The 19,011-nt window shown below is 77.5% G+C and carries 18 protein-coding genes; 11 read left to right on the top strand and 7 right to left on the bottom strand.

What is annotated here, in order from left to right; all coding sequences use genetic code 11:
* Window positions 1-34: 34 nt before the first annotated feature.
* Genes ACI79V_RS00875 through ACI79V_RS00865 form a run of 3 tightly spaced genes read left to right on the top strand, consistent with a single transcriptional unit; the run spans window position 35 to window position 3,343 of the window.
* Window positions 35-982 (top strand): ribonuclease Z, encoded by a 948-nt coding sequence (locus tag ACI79V_RS00875; RefSeq protein WP_456885963.1) that lies wholly within the window; start codon window positions 35-37, stop codon window positions 980-982.
* A gap of 30 nt (window positions 983-1,012) precedes the next feature.
* The gene (locus ACI79V_RS00870; RefSeq protein WP_456885961.1) at window positions 1,013-2,500 is read left to right on the top strand and encodes a mannitol dehydrogenase family protein; all 1,488 of its coding nucleotides are present in this window, start codon (window positions 1,013-1,015) and stop codon (window positions 2,498-2,500) included.
* A gap of 9 nt (window positions 2,501-2,509) precedes the next feature.
* Window positions 2,510-3,343, top strand: a complete 834-nt coding sequence (locus tag ACI79V_RS00865) for a hypothetical protein (RefSeq protein WP_456885959.1) — start codon at window positions 2,510-2,512, stop codon at window positions 3,341-3,343.
* 69 nt (window positions 3,344-3,412) lie between these two features.
* On the opposite strand, the gene ACI79V_RS00860 is transcribed toward ACI79V_RS00865, so the two are convergent.
* Both ACI79V_RS00860 and ACI79V_RS00855 read right to left on the bottom strand, forming a co-directional pair.
* Window positions 3,413-4,579 (bottom strand): 4-hydroxybenzoate 3-monooxygenase, encoded by a 1,167-nt coding sequence (locus ACI79V_RS00860; protein ID WP_456885957.1) that lies wholly within the window; start codon window positions 4,577-4,579, stop codon window positions 3,413-3,415.
* A 51-nt stretch (window positions 4,580-4,630) separates the two neighbouring features.
* Entirely contained in the window at window positions 4,631-5,374 is a 744-nt protein-coding gene (locus ACI79V_RS00855; protein WP_456885955.1) for an IclR family transcriptional regulator, read from the bottom strand.
* 130 nt (window positions 5,375-5,504) lie between these two features.
* On the opposite strand from ACI79V_RS00855, the gene ACI79V_RS00850 reads away from it, so the two are divergent.
* Entirely contained in the window at window positions 5,505-6,365 is an 861-nt protein-coding gene (locus ACI79V_RS00850; protein WP_456885953.1) for an acetoacetate decarboxylase family protein, read from the top strand.
* Here the strand turns inward: ACI79V_RS00850 and ACI79V_RS00845 are convergent.
* Window positions 6,348-8,942, bottom strand: coding sequence for an ATP-binding protein (locus ACI79V_RS00845; RefSeq protein ID WP_456885951.1), 2,595 nt, complete (start codon window positions 8,940-8,942; stop codon window positions 6,348-6,350). The two genes, ACI79V_RS00850 and ACI79V_RS00845, sit on opposite strands and share 18 nt — an antisense overlap.
* A 266-nt stretch (window positions 8,943-9,208) precedes the next feature.
* Between ACI79V_RS00845 and ACI79V_RS00840 the strand changes: the two genes are divergently transcribed.
* The 6 genes from ACI79V_RS00840 to pcaC all read left to right on the top strand — a co-directional run bounded on the left by ACI79V_RS00840 (window position 9,209) and on the right by pcaC (window position 14,824).
* Window positions 9,209-10,909: an FAD-dependent oxidoreductase gene (locus ACI79V_RS00840; RefSeq protein WP_456885949.1), complete on the top strand. Its 1,701-nt coding sequence runs from the start codon at window positions 9,209-9,211 to the stop codon at window positions 10,907-10,909.
* Window positions 10,910-10,979: 70 nt separating this feature from the next.
* A complete protein-coding gene (pcaH, locus tag ACI79V_RS00835) occupies window positions 10,980-11,735 on the top strand; it encodes a protocatechuate 3,4-dioxygenase subunit beta (RefSeq protein WP_456885947.1) in 756 nt (251 codons plus the stop codon).
* Window positions 11,732-12,295, top strand: a complete 564-nt coding sequence (gene pcaG / locus ACI79V_RS00830; RefSeq protein WP_456885945.1) for a protocatechuate 3,4-dioxygenase subunit alpha — start codon at window positions 11,732-11,734, stop codon at window positions 12,293-12,295. The genes pcaH and pcaG overlap by 4 nt, the downstream gene beginning before the upstream one ends.
* A gap of 26 nt (window positions 12,296-12,321) precedes the next feature.
* Window positions 12,322-13,650, top strand: a complete 1,329-nt coding sequence (gene pcaB, locus ACI79V_RS00825) for a 3-carboxy-cis,cis-muconate cycloisomerase (protein WP_456885942.1) — start codon at window positions 12,322-12,324, stop codon at window positions 13,648-13,650.
* Window positions 13,647-14,426, top strand: a complete 780-nt coding sequence (gene pcaD, locus ACI79V_RS00820; RefSeq protein ID WP_456885940.1) for a 3-oxoadipate enol-lactonase — start codon at window positions 13,647-13,649, stop codon at window positions 14,424-14,426. The genes pcaB and pcaD overlap by 4 nt, the downstream gene beginning before the upstream one ends.
* A complete protein-coding gene (gene pcaC / locus ACI79V_RS00815; RefSeq protein ID WP_456885938.1) occupies window positions 14,423-14,824 on the top strand; it encodes a 4-carboxymuconolactone decarboxylase in 402 nt (133 codons plus the stop codon). The genes pcaD and pcaC overlap by 4 nt, the downstream gene beginning before the upstream one ends.
* 6 nt (window positions 14,825-14,830) lie before the next feature.
* Here the strand turns inward: pcaC and ACI79V_RS00810 are convergent, their stop codons facing one another.
* Window positions 14,831-15,022: a hypothetical protein gene (locus ACI79V_RS00810; protein ID WP_456885936.1), complete on the bottom strand. Its 192-nt coding sequence runs from the start codon at window positions 15,020-15,022 to the stop codon at window positions 14,831-14,833.
* A gap of 287 nt (window positions 15,023-15,309) precedes the next feature.
* Between ACI79V_RS00810 and ACI79V_RS00805 the strand changes: the two genes are divergently transcribed.
* Window positions 15,310-16,770, top strand: a complete 1,461-nt coding sequence (locus ACI79V_RS00805) for a benzaldehyde dehydrogenase (protein ID WP_456885934.1) — start codon at window positions 15,310-15,312, stop codon at window positions 16,768-16,770.
* Between the two features lie 31 nt (window positions 16,771-16,801).
* Here ACI79V_RS00805 and ACI79V_RS00800 read toward each other — a convergent pair whose 3' ends face one another.
* The 3 genes from ACI79V_RS00800 to ACI79V_RS00790 are packed head-to-tail and all read right to left on the bottom strand — an operon-like array spanning window position 16,802 to window position 18,989.
* Window positions 16,802-17,635, bottom strand: a complete 834-nt coding sequence (locus ACI79V_RS00800; RefSeq protein WP_456885932.1) for a 5-oxoprolinase subunit C family protein — start codon at window positions 17,633-17,635, stop codon at window positions 16,802-16,804.
* A complete protein-coding gene (locus ACI79V_RS00795; protein WP_456886248.1) occupies window positions 17,629-18,237 on the bottom strand; it encodes a 5-oxoprolinase subunit B family protein in 609 nt (202 codons plus the stop codon). The genes ACI79V_RS00800 and ACI79V_RS00795 overlap by 7 nt, the downstream gene beginning before the upstream one ends.
* Window positions 18,237-18,989 carry a LamB/YcsF family protein gene (locus ACI79V_RS00790; RefSeq protein ID WP_456885930.1) on the bottom strand — a complete coding sequence of 251 codons (753 nt, stop codon included), beginning with the start codon at window positions 18,987-18,989 and terminating at the stop codon, window positions 18,237-18,239. Before ACI79V_RS00790 ends, ACI79V_RS00795 begins: the two co-directional genes overlap by 1 nt.
* Window positions 18,990-19,011: the final 22 nt, after the last annotated feature.

Raw genomic sequence — 19,011 nt, 5'->3', positions numbered from 1 at the left:
GACCTCCCGGCCGGCCGCCGGTAGGTTCCCGGCCGTGGCGGGGCGGGAGCTGGTCGTGCTCGGCACCGCCAGCCAGGCGCCCACCCGCACCCGCAACCACAACGCCTACCTGCTGCGCTGGGACGGCCGCGGCTTCCTGTTCGACCCCGGCGAGGGCACCCAGCGGCAGATGCTGCTGGCCGGGGTCCCCAGCAGCGCGGTCCACCGGGTGCTGGTCAGCCACTTCCACGGCGACCACTGCCTGGGCCTGCCCGGGGTGGTGCAGCGGATGTCCCTCGACGGCGTCCCGCACCCGGTCGCGGTGCACTACCCGGCATCGGGGCAGGTCTTCTTCGACCGGCTGCGGCACGCCAGCGCCTTCGCCGACCTCGCCGACATCCGCGCCGAGCCGGTGCACTGCGAGGGCACCGTCGCCGAGGACCCCGCCGGCGTCGTCGAGGCGCGCCGGCTCGAGCACCCCGTGGAGACCTTCGGCTACCGCCTCGTCGAGCCCGACGGCGTGCGGATGCTGCCCGACCGGCTCGCCGCGGCCGGCGTCACCGGCCCCGACGTCGGCCGGCTGCAGCGCGAGGGCGTGCTGCACGCCGGCGGGCGCACGGTCCGGATCGGGGAGGTCAGCGTCCCGCGCCGCGGTCAGCGGTTCGCCTTCGTCATGGACACCCGCCTGTGCGCCAACGTCGCGGCCCTGGCCGACGGCGCGGACCTGCTGGTCATCGAGGCCACCTTCCTGCACGAGGACGCCGAGCTGGCCCGGCGGTACGGCCACCTCACCGCGCGCCAGGCGGCCCGCGTCGCGGCGGAGGCCGGCGTGCGGCGGCTGGTGCTCACCCACTTCTCCCAGCGCTACGCCGACCCCCGCCGGTTCGAGGACGAGGCGCGGGCGGAGTACGACGGCGACCTCGTCGTCGCTTCCGACCTGCAGCGCGTGCCGGTGCCCGCGCGGGTCGACGTCGCGGCGGGTGACGGCGGCCGGGCCGGGTAGCCCGGGGGCCCGCACCCGAGGAGGACCCCCATGCCCCGGCTCGACGCGACCACGCTGTCCGGACTGAGCGCGTCGGTGCGGACCCCGCGCTACGAGCGGCCGGCGGTGCGGACCGGCATCGTGCACCTGGGCGTCGGCGGCTTCCACCGCTCCCACCAGGCCGTGTACGCCGACGACCTGCTCGCGGCCGGGCACCGTGACTGGGGGATCTGCGGCGTGGGCGTGCTGCCGTCGGACCGGCGCATGGCCGAGGTCATGGCGGCCCAGGACCGCCTGTACACGCTGGTCGTCAAGCACCCCGACGGCTACCTCGACGCGCGGGTGGTCGGCTCGCTCACGGGGTACCTGCTCGCGCCCGACGACCCCGACGCGGTCGTGGAGGCGATGGCCGCGCCCGGCACCCGGATCGTGTCGCTGACGGTGACCGAGGGCGGGTACAACACCTCGCCCGACACCGGCGCCTTCGACGCCACGGCGCCGGCGGTGGTGGCCGACCTGCAGCCCGGCGCGCCGCCGCGGACGGTGTTCGCACTGGTCGCCGAGGCGCTGGTGCGGCGGCGCGAGCGCGGGGTGGCGCCCTTCGCCGTCGTCTCGTGCGACAACATCCCCGGCAACGGGCACCTGGCCCGCGCGAGCTTCGCCGCCTTCGCCGCGCTGCGCGACCCCGCGCTGGGGGAGTGGGTGGCGGCCGAGGTGCCCTTCCCGGACTCGATGGTCGACCGGATCACGCCGGTGACCACCGACGCCGACCGGGCCCAGCTCACCGCCGCCACCGGCGTCGAGGACGCCTGGCCGGTGGTGTGCGAGCCGTGGACGCAGTGGGTGCTCGAGGACTCCTTCCCCGGGGGCCGCCCGCCGCTGGAGGACGTCGGCGTGCAGCTCGTGGCCGACGTCGCCCCCTACGAGACGATGAAGCTGCGGCTGCTCAACGCCGGGCACCAGGTGCTCGCCCACCTCGGCCGGCTGGCCGGTCACGAACACGTGCACGACGCCTGCCAGGACCCGCTGTTCCGCGCGCTGCTGCTCGGCTACCTCGACGAGGAGGCCACCCCGACCCTGCCGCCGGTGCCCGGCATCGACCTGCGCCGCTACCGGTCCGACCTGGTGGGCCGCTTCGCCAACCCCGCCGTCCGCGACACCCTGGCCCGGATCTGCGAGAACGCCTCCGACCGCATCCCGCAGTTCCTCCTCCCGGTGCTGCGCGACGACCTCGCCGCGGGACGGGAGATCCGCCGGTCGGTGGCCGTCCTGGCCGGCTGGGCGCGCACGGCGGAGGGGGCCGACGACGCGGGCCGGCCGATCGAGCTGTCCGACCCGCGGCGCGACGCGCTGCTCGCCCGCGCCCGGGACCCCGACCCGCTGGCCTTCCTCCGCGAGACCGACGTCTTCGGCGACCTCGCCGACGACCCGCGGGTGGCCGCGGCCTTCGTGGAGACGCTGACCTCGCTGCGGCAGCGGGGGGTCCGGGCCACGGTCGAGGACCTCGTCCGCGGTCCCCGAGCCCGGCCGGCCGGGTAGAACGGTGCGGTGCCCGACTTCGAACCCGACTGGTTCGGCCTGCTCGGCCGCGAGCTGCTCCGCGAGCGCCGTGCCGCGCTCATCGCCGAGGCCTGCGCGTGGAGCGTGGGCCTGTCCGACCGGCCGCACCACCTGCGGCTGCGCGGCCGGCTGGTGGCCACCGGCTCGACGATCGGCGACCGGGCCGCCACCGGCCAGCCGCTGTCGGGGGAGGAGGACGGCCGCATCGAGCTCGGCGACGCCACACCCGGCAGCTTCCAGGACGCGCTCAACGCCGTCGACGCCGACGGCACCGTGTTCGCCGACCGGTTCGACCGCGAGGTGATCGAGCCGTTCGTGCACGAGACCTGCGTGCTCGCCGCCGACCGCGCCCGCCGCACCCGGCCCGGTCAGTGGGCCGAGCTGCTCGACGAGCTGGGGGAGGACCCCGCCGACGCCGACCCGGCCGACGTCGTCCGCGCCGGTGACTGGGAGGAGCCGCTGCGCACCGAGGCCGAGCACGTCGTGCTGGCCGCACTGGGGCGGGCGCCGCTGCTGGAGGTCGAGTCCGAGGGGCTGCCGCTGTCGCTGGTGCGCGCCGCTGAGGCCACCGCGCGGGCGGCCGCGCCGGCGCCGCCGCCGGACGAGCGCGACGAGGACCTCTCGGGCGCGCTGTTCCTCGCGCTGGCCGCCGTCCGGGAGGCCGGGCTGCCCTCGCCGGTGCCGCCGGCCGAGGCCCGCCGGCTGCTGGCCGTCCTCGTGGAGCAGGGACTCGAGCCCGAGGAGGTCACCGGGGTGCTGCCGCACCTGCCGCTGGCCGAGGGGACCGCCGGGCGGGTGCGCGAGCTGCTGCACGCCCACTGAGCAGTTCCGGTCGCCGACACGTGGCGACGCGCCGGTGCGGGCGGCGGCAACTGCGCAGTCGGCGGGGGGCTACAGCGGCAGGCCGGTGTAGTTCTCCGCCAGCTCGCGGGCCGCGGTCTCCGAGGAGCACACCCGGCGCAGCTGGGCCAGCTGCAGCTCGGCGTCGAACGGGTCGCCGGTGGTGTGCAGCATCGAGGTCATCCACCAGGAGAAGTGGGTGGCCCGCCACACCCGCTGCAGCGCGGTGTCGGAGTAGGCGTCGGCGAGGTCGGACTCCTTCTCCTGCAGCAGCCGCACCAGCGCCCGGGACAGCAGCACGACGTCGGCGACGGCGAGGTTGAGGCCCTTGGCGCCGGTGGGCGGCACGATGTGCGCGGCGTCGCCGGCGAGGAACAGCCGCCCCCGGCGCATCGGCGCGCTGACGAACGAGCGCATCGGCAGGATCGACTTCTCGGTCACCGGGCCGGTGCTGATCTCCCAGCCCTCGTGGGCGAACCGGGTGGCCAGCGACTCCCAGATCCGGTCGTCGGACCAGTCCTCGATCCGCTCCGACGGGTCCACCTGCAGGTACAGCCGCGACACCGACGGCGAGCGCATGGAGTACAGCGCGAACCCGTCGGGGTGCCAGGCGTAGATGAGCTCGTCGGTGGCCGGGGCGGCGTCGGCGAGGATCCCCAGCCACGCGTAGGGGTAGGTGCGCTCCCACAGCCGCTGCCGCGTGCCCTCGGCGACGACGGCGCGCGACGGGCCGTGGAAGCCGTCGGTGCCCGCGACGACGTCGCACTCGAGCACCTGCGGGCGGCCCTCGGCGTCGGTGAACCGGATCCGCGGACTGTCGGTGTCGACGTCCTCGACGGCGACGTCGGAGACCTCGAAGTGCAGCGGCGGGCCGCCGGCGAGCTGCGCGGCGACGAGGTCCTTGACCACCTCGGTCTGCCCGTAGACCCACACCCGGCGGCCGCACAGCTGCGGGAAGTCGAGGGTGGCGCGCACGCCCGGGTACTGCAGGTGGATGCCGCGGTGCTCGAGGCCCTGCCGGTGCAGCCGGTCGCCCAGGCCCACCTCGGTGAGCACGTCGACGGTGTTCTGCTCGAGGATCCCGGCGCGGATCCGGGCCTCGACGTACTCCCGCGAGCGGTTCTCCAGCACCACCGAGTCGACGCCCTGCAGGGCGAGCAGCCGCGACAGCAGCAGGCCGGCCGGGCCGGCGCCGATGATCCCCACCTGGGTGCGCATGCGGCCGAGTGTGACCCCGGCTACGCCCGGGAGGACACCGCCGCCTCCCGGTCAGCGGAAGGGAGCCGTGCCGGCGAGCGCGCGCCCGATGCCGCGCGCGGCCACCTCGAGCACCGGCACCAGGCGGGGCAGGTCGCGCCGGTGGCTGGGGACGACGATCCCGAGCGCCGCCGCGACGACGGTGCTGCCGGGGCGCTCCACGCGCACCGGGACGGCGACCGACAGCGTGCCCAGCGACATCTCCTCCGCGGTGCGCGCCCAACCCCGCCGGCGCACCTCGCCGAGCTCCCGGCGCAGCCGCCCGGGGTCGACCACGGTGTGCCGGGTGGCCCGCACGGGTGCGGCGAGGACCTCGGCGACGACCTCGTCGGGGGCGGCGGCCAGCAGGACCTTGCCGACCCCCGTGGCGTGCAGCGGCAGCCGGCTGCCGACCTGGCTGACCACCGGAACCGACTCGCGGCCCGAGATCCGCTCCACGTAGAGCGCACTGGTCCCGTCGCGCACGGCGAGGTGGACGGTGTCGCGGGTGGCGGTGTGCACGTCGAGCAGGAAGGGCGTGGCCACCTGGCGCAGCTCGAGCTGCACGGGGGCGAGCAGGCCGAGGTCCCACAGCTTGCGGCCGATCTCGTAGCGGCCGTCGGCGCGGCGGGACAGCGCGCCCCAGCCGGTGAGCTCGGCGAGCAGCCGGTGCGCCGTCGTGAGCGGGGTGCCCGACCGCTCGGCGATCTCGCTGAGCGACAGCCGCGGCGCCGCGGCGTCGAACGCGTCGAGCAGCGCCAGGGCGCGGGAGGTCACCGATCGCCCACTCTCGGCCGCGCCGCCCGCCACGGCGGCAGTCTCCCACCCAGCGGAAGCGCGGCGACCTCGGGTCTTGCCGGTCTGTTCCGCGGAGCGGTGTGCTGGGCCGGACGCCGGGGAGGTGGGCATGACCGAGTCCGTCCGGCTGCCGCTGGCCTACCACGACACGGCGGTGGCCTGCTCCTACCACCTCGCCTCGGCGGAGGCGGTCGCCGCGGCCCTGCCGCGGCGCGGAGGCCGGCCGCTACTGCGGCCGATCCCGCTGCCGGGCGGCCGCACGCTGGTCGCGGTGCACGCCTACCGCTACCGCACCGTCACCTGGACCGACGCCGACGGCGGCACGCACACCGTGGCGCCCTACGGCGAGGTCGGGGTGACCGCCGGCGTCCTCGCCGGGCCGGCGGCGCGCCGCAGGACCCGGCCCGCGATCGGGGGGTTCGTGCTGCAGCTCCCGGTGACCTCGCGGGAGGCCCGCGACCTGGGCCGTGAGGAGTGGGGGCTGCCCAAGTGGCTCGCCGACATGGACTTCCTCGACGCCGCCGACCGCCAGGTGGTGCGGCTGTCCGAGGGTGGGACCGAGGTGCTCACCCACACCGTGCGGACGTGGGGCCCGGCGCTGCGCGGGACCGGCACGCGCCGGCTGTGGTCGGTGCGGGACGGGTGGCTGCACGAGACGACGATCCCGGTGCTCGCCCGGTGGCAGGCCCGGCCGGTCCCGGGTGGGGCCGGGCTCGTGCTGGGGGAGCACCCCGTGGCCGGCGCGCTGCGCCGGCTCGAGCTGTCCCCGGCGCTGGCCGCCTTCCGCGCCGTCGAGTACCGCAGCACGCTGCCGGCGGGCCGGCCGCTCGGCGCCGCCGACGCCGCGCCGCCCGCGCCGTACGCCGGCAGCGACGCCCCCTTCGGCCGGTTCACCGTGGCGCACCCGGGGACCGCACCGATGTCGCAGTACCCGGCGGGCGCGCTGGAACGATCAGCCGCCGCCCGGTAGTTCCTCGTCGAGCGCCGCCCAGGGGCCCAGCGCCGCGCCGGCCGCGCGCTCGGCCGCCTCCTCCGCGTCGCCGAGCGCGGCCCGCAGCGTCTCCCGGAGCCGGTCGGCCAGCGCCTGGTGCGGTGACCAGCGGGCCACCCCGAGGGCGGCGCGGGCGTTCTCGGCCGCGCCGGCCAGCCGGGCGGCCGGCGCGTGCCGGCCCTGGGCGAGGGCCAGCCCGGCGAGCACCTCCAGGCAGGAGGCCACGCCCTCCAGGTCGCGGGTCCGGCGGTGCAGCGCGGCGGCCTCCTCCAGCCGGGCGCGGGCGCGCGGCAGGTCCCCGGACAGCAGTGCGGCCAGCGCGAGGGTGTCGGTCAGCAGCGCGGTGAGCTGGTCGTCGGCGGCCGCGCGGGCCAGGCCGCGGGCCTCGTCGGCGACCCGCTCGGCTCCCTCGAGGTCCCCCGCCGCGAGCGCCACCCCGCCCCGCAGCATCCCGTTGAACGCGACCGACCACCCGTCGCCGCTGCGCCGCAGCTCGGCGAGGGCCTCGTCGAGCCGCGGGGCGACGCGGGGGTCGCCCGGCGGCAGGGTCATGGCCTCCGCGCCCAGGCCGTGGCCGACCAGCCAGACGTCGCCGCGCCGGCGGGCGTCGGCCACCAGCCCGTCGAGCAGCGGCGCCGCCGTCGCCGGCGAGCCCATCGCGATCCGCAGCGCGGCGCGGGCCCAGGCCAGCCGGCCGGCGAGGTCGGGCGGCAGCGCGGCGGCGGAGGGCAGCTGCGCGGTCTGCTCGGCGAGCTCGGCCATGGCCGGCAGCAGCCCGCGCGCCCACCACCAGCGGACCAGCGGCGCGGTCAGCCGCACGGCCAGCTCGGCGCGGTCGGTGGCCACCGCCCAGCGCAGCGCGGCCCGCAGGTCGGCGGTCTCGGCGTCGAGCCGGGCGCGCCACAGCTGCGCCGCCGGGCCGGCCAGCCCGGCGCCCGCGTCGGCGCCCAGGCCCGCCATGTGCTCGGCCCACCGGGCGCGGGTCGCCTCCTCCTCGCCCCGCTCCCGCAGCCGCTCGGCGGCGTAGGCGCGGACCAGCTCCAGCATGCGGAACCGCGGCTCGCCGTCGCCGGTGTCGGTGGGGCTCACCAGGCTGTGCCCGACCAGGTCCGACAGCGTCTCCACGACGTCGAGGTCGTCGCCGTCGGCGCCCACCGCCTCGGCGGTGTCCAGCGTGCAGCCGTCGGCGCACACCGACAGCCGGGCCAGTAGCGCCCGGCCCCGCTCGTCGAGCAGGTCGTGGCTCCAGGCGATCGTGGCCCGCAGCGTGCGCTGGCGGTCGGGGACGTCGACGTCGGGGTCGCCCATGTCGAGGGCACGGTCGAGCGCGCGGTCGAGGCGGGCCAGCAGCAGCCGCGGGGGCAGCGTGCGCACCCGGGCCGCGGCCAGCTCCACCGCCAGCGGCAGGCCGTCGAGGCGACGGACCAGCTCCGCGACCGGGCCCGCGGTGGCCTCGGTGAGGGCGAAGCCGGGGTCGGCCTGCTGGGCGCGGGCGACGAAGAGGTCCACGGCGGGCACGCCGGTCACGTCCGCGACACCGGCGTCGCCCGGCGCCGGTGTCCCCAGCGGCTCGATCGGCACGTCGTGCTCGCCGCGCAGCCGCAGCACGGTGCGGCTGGTCACCAGCAGCTGGGTCGACGGGCAGCGGGCCAGCAGCGTCGCCAGGCCGGGCACGGCCGCCGTCACGTGCTCGAGGTTGTCGACGACCAGCAGCGCCCGCCGGCCGGCCAGCCGGTCGGCGACCAGGTCGAGCAGCGGACGCCGGCCCTCGGCCGCCACCCCGACCGCCTCGGCGACGGCGGCGGGGACGTCCGCGGCGTCCCGGACCGCGGAGAGGTCGACGAACCAGGTGCCGTCGCGGCCGGGCTCCACGGCGGCGGCCGCGGCCAGCGCCAGCCGGGTCTTGCCGATGCCGCCCGGGCCGGTCAGCGCCACCAGCCGCACGGCCGGGTCGCGGAGCAGGCCGGTCACCGTGGCCAGCTCGGCCGTGCGATCGACCATCGGGGTGGGCGGCGTCGGCAGCCAGCCCGCCGCCAGCCCGGACGGCGTCGGGGAGGGCCGGCCGAAGCGCTCGCTGAGCAGCACGGCGAGGTCGTCGGCGACCAGGTCGGCGAGCCCGGCGGGGTCGCGGTAGGGGGTGGTCGACATGCCGCCCTCGGCCTGCACCCGCGCGAGCAGCCGGGTCAGCCGGGGGTCGCGGTCGGGGGCCGGCGTGCGGACGTAGAGCAGCCGGGGCATGCCCGCCGACAGCACGAGCTCGTCCTCCAGACCCGAGATCGTCATGTCCGGGCCGACCCAGCCGTAGCGGTCGCCGTAGATGCCGACGAAGACCTCGCTCTGGGCGAGGTAGGCGCGGTAGAGGTCGCGGGGCGGGTGCGGGCGGGCGCCGAGCTCGAACATGACCGGGGTGAGCCGCAGGCGGGCGATGGCGTCGCGGACGGCGCGCCGCTCGGCCGCCAGCTCCTCGAGGGTGGAGGAGACGAAGACGCGCAGCCGGCGGTCGGGGGTCGCGATGGGCGGGGGAGGGGCGCCGGGCACGTCCGCCACTGCGGTCACGTGCGTGCACCTCCCGCCCGGTCGACGGGCGCTCCGCCCGTCCGGGGTCGCCGACGCCGGGGAGTCTGCCGACGCCGCGAGTCTAGGGACGGCCCGCCGTCCCGTCACGGGCGTCCCGGAACCCGGTGACAGGGCCCCGGCCTGGGTGGTTGCATACCGGCGGCCGACGACAGCACGGGGGACGCGCACTCGGAGACCACCGTGACCCGTGCCCCTGCCCAGCCCGGTCCCTCCCGGCTCCTCCCGGTCCGCGACGGGGCGCCGTCGTGACCGCCCACGACCCCGGCGCCGCGCTGGTCGTCGTCACCCGGGACGCCGGCGTGCGCACCGCCACCACCCGGGAGCTGGAGCGCCGCTACGGCAGCGACTACCGGATCGTGTCCGGCGCCGACCCGGCCGAGGCGGAGGCGGCCATGCGCGCCGCGGGCGACCCGCCGGTGGCCGTGCTGCTGGGCGGGCTCGGGGACGCCGACCCCGACGGGCTCGACGTGCTGCGCGCCTGCCACGGCCGGTACCCCGGCGCGGTGGCGGTGGCGCTGGTGCGGTGGGGGGCCTTCGAGACCGCCCGGCCCATATTCGAGGCGATCACCGTGGGCCAGCTCGACCGCTGGGTCTACGCGCCGCAGGGACGCGCCGACGAGGAGTTCCACCGCTCGGTCACCGAGATCCTCGACGAGTGGTCCTCGCGGCGGGGCGGCGGGTTCGAGGCGGTGCGGATCATCGGGGACCAGTGGGACCCCCACGCGCAGCACCTGCGCGACCAGATGACCCGCAACCGCATCCCGATCGGCGTCTACGAGGCGGGCTCCCCCGAGGGCCGCGCGATGCTCGCCGACCTGGAGCTCGAGCAGCCCCGGCTGCCGGTGGTCGTCGTCCGCTTCCGGCCCGAGCACACCGTGCTCGAGGCCCCGACCGACCTGGAGGTGGCCGAGGCGTTCGGCCTGTTCGACCCGCTGGACACCGAGGCCGTCCACGACGTCGCCATCGTCGGTGCCGGGCCCGCGGGTCTCGGCGCCAGCGTCTACGCCGCGTCCGAGGGGCTCGACACCCTGCACCTGGAGTGCGAGGCGGTCGGCGGGCAGGCCGGCACCAGCTCGCTGATCCGCAACTACCTCGGGTTCCCCACCGGCGTCAGCGGCAGCCGGCTGGCGTTCTCCGCCTACCTGCAGGCGTGGGCGTTCGGCACGACGTTCTCCTTCATGCGCACCGCCACGGCGCTGACCACCGAGGGCGGCGTGCACCGGCTCACCCTCAACGACGGGTCCACGGTGCAGGCGCGGACCGTGGTGGTGGCCACCGGCGCGGCCTGGCGTCGGATCGGCGTGCCGGAGCTGGAGTCGTTCACCGGCCGCGGCGTCTTCTACGGGGCGGCGGTTAGCGAGGCCCCGGCGATGGCCGGCCGGCACGTCTTCGTCGTCGGCGGCGGCAACTCGGCCGGGCAGGCGGCGGTGTACCTCTCGCGGTACGCCGAGAAGGTGACCCTGCTGGTCCGCCGGGCGTCGCTGACCGAGACGATGTCGGACTACCTCATCCGCGAGCTGGTGGCGCTGCCGCGGGTCGAGATCCGGTACCGGGTGCAGGTGGTCGGCGGGAGCGGCAGCGACGTCCTGGAGTCGGTGGTGCTGCGCGACCTCGACACCGGCGCCGAGACCGAGGAGGCGGGGATGCTGTTCGTGATGATCGGCAGCGAGCCGCGCACCGACTGGCTCGCCGGCACCCTGGCCCGCAACCGCTGGGGCTTCCTGCTCACCGGCTCCTCGCTCACCACCGAGGACGCCTCGCCGGCGTGGCCGCTGGAGCGGCCGCCGGCCCTGCTGGAGACCAGCACGCCGGGTGTCTTCGCGGCCGGCGACGTGCGCCAGGGATCGGTCAAGCGGGTCGCCTCGGCGGTGGGGGAGGGTGCGCTGGCGGTGACGCTGGTGCACGCCCACCTGGCCGAGCTCGCCGGCGCCGCGGCCGGCCGCTGACCGCACCCGGACTTCCTCCCAGCGGAACCGGGCGCTTGGGACGGCTCCCGCCCGGACGTACGTTCCCGGCATGACCCGGACCACACCCGAGGTGACGCCACCGGGGCTGCACCTGCCCCGCTACCTGCGCGCGGACGCCGCGGCGCGCACCCCGGTGGGCTTCCCCGGGTACCGCAGCACCGCGCTGCGCGCGCCGCTGCGGACCCCGGTCGACCTGCCGCAGCGGCTGACCGAGGTGACCGGCCCGCTGCTCGGCGAGGACCGCGTGCGCCCCGAGGACGCCGACCTCACCCGGCGCGCCGGCGGCGAGGCCGTGGGTCAGCGGATCGTCGTCCACGGCCGCGTGCTCGACAGCGACGGCCGGCCGGTGCCCGACACCCTGGTGGAGGTCTGGCAGGCCAACGCGGCCGGCCGCTACCGGCACGTCGTCGACACCTGGCCCGCGCCGCTGGACCCGCACTTCGACGGCCTCGGCCGGGTCGTGACCGACGCCGAGGGCCGCTACGAGTTCCTCACCGTCAAGCCCGGCGCCTATCCCTGGCGCAACCACGACAACGCCTGGCGGCCGGCCCACATCCACTTCTCGCTGTTCGGCCGGGCCTTCACCCAGCGCCTGGTGACGCAGATGTACTTCCCCGACGACCCGCTGTTCTCCCAGGACCCGATCTACAACGCCATCCCCGAGGCGGCCCGGCCGGCGGCGGTCAGCCGGTACGACCACTCGCGCACGGTGGACCACTGGGCGCTGGCCTTCGAGTGGGACGTCGTGCTGCGCGGCGCCGACCGGACGCCGTTCGAGACCGAGGACGACGGGGACGTCGCGTGAGCCGCCTCCCTCTCACGCCCAGCGCCACCGTCGGCCCGTACCTGGCGATCGGGCTGACCTGGGAGGGCGGCGAGTTCGTCGTCCCGCCCGGCACCGAGGGCGCGATCTGGATCCGCGGGACGGTGTTCGACGGCGACGGCGACGTCGTCCCCGACGCGATGATCGAGACCTGGCAGGCCGACCCCGACGGCCGGTTCGACCACCCCGACGACCCGCGGGGCGCGGTCGCCCGCCCCGGCTTCACCGGGTTCGGCCGCGTGCAGACCGTGCCCGACGGCGAGTACGCCGTCTGCACGCTCAAGCCCGGCCGGGTGCCCGACGGCGAGGGCGGGCTGCAGGCGCCGCACGTCGACGTCTCGGTGTTCGCCCGCGGCCTGCTCGACCGGGTGGTCACCCGCGTCTACTTCGCCGACGAGGAAGCGGCCAACGCCGAGGACGCCGTCCTGCGGTCACTGCCGGAGGACCGGCGGGCGACGCTGCTGGCCACCCCGACCGACGACGGGTACCGCTTCGACGTGCACCTGCAGGGGGACCGCGAGACGGTCTTCTTCGCCGTCTGAGCACGACGGCCGGTGGGGAGGACGTCGTGACGGGTCTGTTCGCCGGCACCTTCGCCCGCGGCGGTGCGGCGACGGCCGTCTCCGACGACGCCTGGATCCGCGCGCTGCTGGAGGTGGAGGCGGCGCTGGCCCGGGCCGCGGCGTCGGTGGGCCTGGTGCCGGCGACCGCGGCCGACGCGGTGGCCGCGGCCTGCGCCGACCCGTCGCGGCTCGACCTCGCCGGCGTCGTCGCCCGCGCGGCCGACGCCGGCAACCCGGTGCCGCCGCTGGTCCGCGCGCTGCAGGACGCGGTGGGCGAGCGCGACGCGGTCGCCGTGCACGTGGGCGCGACCAGCCAGGACGTCGTCGACACGGCCCTGGTGCTGCTGGCCCGGTCGGCGGTCGCGGCGGTCGACGCCGACCTCGCCGCCGCGGCCGGCCGGTGCGCCGAGCTGGCCCGCGCGCACCGCGACGACCCCGTCATGGGCCGGACGCTGATGCAGCAGGCGCTGCCGACCACCTTCGGGCTCAAGGCGGCGACGTGGCTGGCCGGGCTCGACGGCGCGCGGCTGCGGCTGGCCGAGGTGGTGGCCACGCTGCCGGTGCAGTACGGCGGCGCGGTGGGCACGCTCGCGGCGTCGTCGGGTGCCGGGGTGGTGCTGCGGGAGGCGCTGGCCGGCGCGCTCGGGCTGGTGGCGCCGGCGGTGCCGTGGTCGACCGTGCGGCTGCCGGTGGCCGACCTCGCCGGGGCGCTCGGCGCGACCGCGGGGTTGGTGGCCACCGTCGCCGTCGACGTGGTGCTGCTGGCCCAGTCGGAGGTCGCGGAGGTCACCGAGGCCGGCGAGGGGCGCGGCGGGTCCTCCGCCATGCCGCACAAGCGCAACCCGGTGGCGGCGATCTCGGCGCGGGCGTGCGCGCGGCGGGCGCCGGGGCTGGTGGCCACGCTGCTCGGCGCGATGGAGCAGGAGCACGAGCGGGCGGCCGGTGCCTGGCACAGCGAGTGGCCCACGCTCACCGACCTGCTGGTCACGGTCGGCTCGGCGGCGTCGTGGCTGGCGGAGGGCCTGCGCGGGCTGCGGCCCGACGTCGACCGGATGGCCGCGACCGTGGCCGCGGCGGGCGAGGGGCCGCTGGCCGGTGCGCTGGCCGAGGCCCTCGCGCCGGCGCTGGGACGCGGCGCGGCGCACGACGCGGCGGCCGCGGCGACCCGCGAGGCACACGCGTCGGGCCGGCCGCTGGCCGAGGTGGTGGCCGCGCGCGACGACGTCGACGCCGCCGCGGTGCTCGCCGCGGCCGCGCCGGACGCGGGGGAGGCCGGCGCCCAGGTGGACGCGGCGCTGGCCGAGCACGAGAGGCTGGTGGAGGGAGCGCCGTGAGCGCGGTCGAGGTCAGCTACACCGTGGACGGGCCGGCCGACGCGCCGGTCGTCGTCCTGTCCAACTCGCTGGGCGCCACCCGCGGGATGTGGGACCCGCAGGTGCCGGCGCTGGCCGAGCGCTACCGGGTGGTCACCTACGACGCCCGGGGGCACGGGGAGTCGCCGGCGCCGGCCGGGCCGTACACGGTCGACGACCTGGTCGACGACGTCGTCGCGCTGCTCGACCGGCTCGGCGTGCGGCGGGCGCACGTGGCCGGCCTGTCGCTGGGCGGGATGACGGCGATGCGGCTGGCCGCCCGCGAGCCGTCGCGGGTGGACCGGCTGGCGCTGCTGTGCACGTCGGCGGCGCCCGACCCGCAGGGGTTCCTCGACCGGGCGGTGCAGGCGCGCACGGGTGGCACCGCACCGCTGGCGCCGACGATCGTCGGCCGCTGGCTCACGCCCGGGTACGCCGCGCAGCACCCCGACCTGGTGGCGCGGCTGGAGGCGATGATCACCGGCGCCGACGACGAGGGGTACGCGGCCTGCTGCGAGGCGGTCGGCTCCTTCGACGGCCGGGAGGACCTCGCCCGGATCACCGCGCCGACGCTGGTCGTGTCGGGCGCGCAGGACCCCGCGCTGCCGCCGCCGCACCAGCAGGCGATCGCGGACGGGATCGCCGGGTCGGCCCTGCTGACGGTCGACCCCGGGGCGCACCTGCCCAACCTGGAGCAGCCGCTCGAGGTCACCGGCGCGCTGCTGGCCCACCTCGACGCCGCGGGGCGGCACGCGTGAGCGACGCGCCCCTCGACTCGGACGACGCCCGCCGCGAGGCGGGGATGCGCACCCGGCGCGAGGTGCTGGGGGACGCGTGGGTGGACCGCGCGGTGGCCGGCACGACGCCGTTCACCGCGGGGTTCCAGGACTTCATCACCCGGGTGGCCTGGGGCGACGTCTGGCAGCGGCCGGGGCTCGGGCGGCGGGAGCGGAGCGTCGCGACGCTGTCGATCTGCATCGCGCTGCGGCACTGGGACGAGTTCGCGCTGCACGTCCGCGCGGCGGTGCGCAACGGGCTGACCGAGGCCGAGATCGCCGAGGTGGTCCAGCACGCCGCCGTCTACGCGGGGGCGCCGGCGGCCAACCACGCGTTCAAGGTCGCCGGGACCGTGCTCGAGGAGATGCGCGCCGGCTGAGCCGGCTCAGGCCCGCCGCGCCCGCTCCTCCGGGGTGGGCACCAGGGCGACGCTGAGCAGCGTCACGACGCCGACCAGGACCACCGCGGTGAGGTCGTCGTCCAGCAGGAACAGCAGGCCGGCGGCGCCGAGGCCGACGAGGACCGCGACGAGCAGCCGCCCGCGGACGCCGTCCCAGTACGACCGTGGATCCCTCACGGCCTCCGACGGTAGGGACGGCCCGGGCCCCGATCACGTGCTCCGGGTCGACCGGCGGCGCGTGTCCGGACCGCCCGGCGCGTCGTCACACCCCGGCAGCCCCCGGTCGCGCCCGGCCGTGGGCCGTGCGGCGCTGTCGGCACCGAGACCGGCGGTCTCGTGGCCATCAGCCGCTGATGACCACGGGATCGCCGATCTCGCGGTCCGGGCGCCGGGTCGGCCCCTGCACAGCGGGCGCGCCGCACCTCGGTGAGGATCGGAACAGGACCACCGACGAGAGGACCGACGTGGCACTCCTGGACGACGGCGCGTGGCAGGGCAGGGTCTGGACCGGGGCCTGGACCGACGGGTCCGGCGGCACCTACGACGCGGTGGAGCCGGCCACCGGCGACGTCATCGCGCCGGTCGGCCGGGCGACCCCGGAGGACGTCCACGCCGCGGCCGAGCGGGCGGCACGGGCCCAGCGGGAGTGGGCCGCCGCGCCGTTCGAGGAGCGGGCCCGCGTCCTGCGCCGCGCCGGGCAGGTGCTCGAGGACGCCGCCGAGGAGATCCGGGGCTGGCTGGCGCGGGAGTCCGGCGCGATCCCGCCGTTCGGCGACTTCCAGGTCCACACCAGCGCCCAGGAGTGCTACGAGGCCTCGGCGCTGCCCAGCCACCCCTACGGCGAGCTGCTGCGCACCGGCGCGCCGCGGCTGTCCTTCGCCCGCCGCCTCCCGGCCGGCGTGGTCGGGGTCATCGCGCCGTTCAACGTGCCGACCATCCTCGCCATCCGGGCCGTGGCCCCGGCGCTCGCGCTCGGCAACGCCGTCGTCCTCAAGCCCGACCCGCGCACCGCGATCTCCGGTGGCGTGCTGTTCGCCCGGGTCTTCGAGGAGGCCGGGCTGCCGGCCGGCGTGCTGCAGGTGCTGCCCGGCGGGGCCGACGTCGGCGAGGCGCTGGTGACCGCACCGCGGGTGCGGGTCATCGCCTTCACCGGCTCGACGAGCGCCGGCCGCGCCGTCGGCGCGCTGGCCGGGCAGCACCTCAAGCGCGCGCACCTCGAGCTCGGCGGCAACTCCGCGCTGATCGTGCTGCCCGACGTCGACGTCACCGCGGCGGCGGGCGTCGGCGCCTGGGGGACGTTCGCCCACCAGGGCCAGATCTGCATGGCCACCAGCCGGCACCTGGTGCACGAGTCGATCGCCGAGGAGTACACCGCCGTGCTCACCGAGAAGGTCGAGAAGCTGCCGGTCGGCGACCCGTACCGCGAGGAGGTGGCCCTCGGCCCGCTCATCGACGCCGGCCAGCGCGACCGCGTGCACGGGCTGGTCACCGCCAGCGTCGAGCGCGGCGCCACCGTGCGCACCGGCGGCACCTACGAGGGGCTGTTCTACCGGCCGACCGTCCTCGGCGGCGTCGCGGTCGACCACCCGGCCTACGCGGAGGAGATCTTCGGCCCGGTCGCGCCGGTGACGCCGTTCGCCAGCCTCGACGAGGTCGTCGAGCTGGCCTCGGGCACCGAGTACGGGCTGAGCCTGGGCATCCTCACCCGCGACGTCTCCGCCGGGCTCGAGCTCGCCGAGCGCATCCCCAGCGGGCTGGTGCACGTCAACGACCAGACGGTCAACGACGAGGCGGTGGCGCCCTTCGGCGGCGTCGGCGCCTCGGGCACCGGCTCCCGGCACGGCGGCCCGCAGGCCAACATCGAGGCGTTCACCGAGACCCAGTGGGTCACCGTGCGCGGTGACCTGCCGACGTACCCCTTCTGAGGTCCCGGGCACTTCCGCGGACGTGCACGGGTCAGCGGCGCAGCCGGAGGGTCTGCCCGGGCCGCAGCTGCGCGCAGCGGTCGACGTCGTCGTCGGTGACGTAGCCGGCCACCGGGTAGCCGCCGGTGACCGGCGCGTCGGCGAGGAACAGCACCGGCGTGCCCGCCGGCGGCACCTGCAGCGCGCCGCGGACCAGCCCCTCGCTGGGCAGCTCGCCGGGCACCCGGCGCGCCAGCGGGGGGCCGTCCAGCCGCAGGCCGATGCGGTTGCTCTCGGCGGTGACCGTCCACGCCGCGGTGCCCAGGGTGGCCAGCGCATCCTCGGTGAACCAGTCGCCGCGGGGACCGGGCAGCAGCCGCACGGTCACCTCCCCGCCGGGCGGGTCGGGCACCGGCGCGACGTCGACCCCGGGCGGCGGGCCGGTGGGCTCCCCGACCGGCAGGCGGTCCCCGGCGCGCAGGGGTGCCGGTCCCAGGCCGGACAGCAGGTCGGTGGACCGCGAGCCGAGCACCGGCTCGACGGCGATCCCGCCGCGGACGGCGAGGTAGGTCCGCAGCCCGGTGGCCGGCGCGCCCAGCGTCAGCGTCCTCCCGGCGCGCAGCAGGGCCGGCGCGTCGTGCGCCGGGGACCCCGGGCAGCGGGCGCCGGTGGTGGCGACCAGCAGGTCGGCGTCGGCCCGCAGTGCCAGCCCGCCGAGCGTGGCCTCGAGGACGGCGGCCCCTGCGTCGTTGCCCACCAGCCGGTTGGCCAGCGCGGCCGCCGCCCGGTCGGCCGCGCCCGACCGGCCCACCCCGATGCCGGCCAGCCCCGGGCGCCCGCGGTCCTGCACCGTGGTGAGCGGCCCGGGGGCGAGGACGGTCAGCACGGCACGAACCGCACCCGCACGCCGGGGCGCAGCAGCGCGGCCGGGTCGCGGGCCAGGTCGAACACGGCGACGTCGGTGCGCCCGACCAGCTGCCACCCGCCCGGCGACTCGCGCGGGTAGACGCCGGTGAACCCGCCGGCCAGCGCCACCGACCCGGCCGGCACCCGGGTGCGCGGGGACGCGCGGCGCGGCAGGTCCCAGCCGCCGTCGGCCGGCGTCAGGTAGCCGAAGCCCGGTGCGAAGCCGGAGAAGGCGACGGTCCAGTCGGTGCCGGTGTGCCGCCGCACCACCTCGCCGGGGTCCACGCCAAGGTGCGCGGCGACGTCGCCGAGGTCCGCGCCGTCGTAGACGACCGGGAGTTCCACCAGCTCGCCGGCGGGTCCGCGCCCCGGCCGGGGACGGGTCCGCCGCACCGCCGCCTCGACGGCCTCGGGCGTGGTGACCGCGGGGTCGGTGACCACCAGCACCGTGCGCGCGGCCGGGACCAGGTCGACGACGCCGGCCGGGCGGTCCTCCTCCAGCGCCGCGTACAGGCCGAGCACCTCGTCGAGGCCGTCCAGCTCCACCAGCAGCGCGGTGGAGCCGCTGGGCAGCACCCGCATCACGGCGCGAAGGGGGCGAGCTCGACCCCGGCCCCGGCCAGCGCCGCCCGCACGCGGCGGGCGACCTCGACGGCGCCGGGGGTGTCGCCGTGCACGCAGATCGACTGCGGGGCCAGCCGCAGCGGGCCGCCCTCGACGTCGGTGATCGGTTCCCCGGTGGCCATGGCCACGCAGCGGCGGGCGATCTCGCCGGGGTCGTGCAGCACCGCCCCGAGCAGTCGCCGCGACACCAGCGTGCCCTCGGGCGTGTAGGCGCGGTCGGCGAACGCCTCGGCCACCACGGTCAGCCCGGCGTCGGCGGCCAGCCGCAGCCACGCCGACCCGGGCAGGCCCAGCACCGGCAGCGTCCGGTCGTACTCGACGACGGCGCGCACCACGGCCGCGGCCTGCTCCTCGTGGGCGACGATCGCGTTGTACAACGCGCCGTGCGGCTTGACGTAGCGGACCCGGGTGCCGGCCACCCGGGCGAAGGCCTCGAGCGCGCCCACCTGGTAGAGCACGTCCTGGGTGAGCGCGTCGGGCTCGACGTCGACGAACCTTCGGCCGAACCCGGCGAGGTCGCGGTAGCCGACCTGGGCGCCGATCGCGACGCCGGCCGTCGCGGCCCGGTCGCACACCCGGCGCAGGATCACCGGGTCGCCGGCGTGGAAGCCGCAGGCGACGTTGGCGCTGGTGACCACGTCGAGCAGGGCGTCGTCGTCGCCGAGGGTCCACCGCCCGAAGCCCTCGCCGAGGTCGGAGTTGAGGTCCACGCCGGGGAGTCTGCTCGGGTGC

The sequence above is a fragment of the Geodermatophilus sp. SYSU D00700 genome, assembly GCF_054050255.1.
The sequence above is the reverse complement of the archived record's forward strand: the minus strand, read 5'-3'. Positions and strand labels throughout refer to the sequence as shown.

What these genes read in the sequence shown, in the direction of transcription:
- ACI79V_RS00870 (WP_456885961.1), top strand. Translation starts at nt 1,013, where the DNA reads ATGCCCCGGCTCGACGCGACCACGCTGTCCGGACTGAGCGCGTCGGTG.
- ACI79V_RS00860 (WP_456885957.1), bottom strand. Translation starts at nt 4,579, where the DNA reads ATGCGCACCCAGGTGGGGATCATCGGCGCCGGCCCGGCCGGCCTGCTG.
- ACI79V_RS00850 (WP_456885953.1), top strand. Translation starts at nt 5,505, where the DNA reads ATGACCGAGTCCGTCCGGCTGCCGCTGGCCTACCACGACACGGCGGTG.
- pcaH (WP_456885947.1), top strand. Translation starts at nt 10,980, where the DNA reads ATGACCCGGACCACACCCGAGGTGACGCCACCGGGGCTGCACCTGCCC.
- ACI79V_RS00795 (WP_456886248.1), bottom strand. Translation starts at nt 18,237, where the DNA reads ATGCGGGTGCTGCCCAGCGGCTCCACCGCGCTGCTGGTGGAGCTGGAC.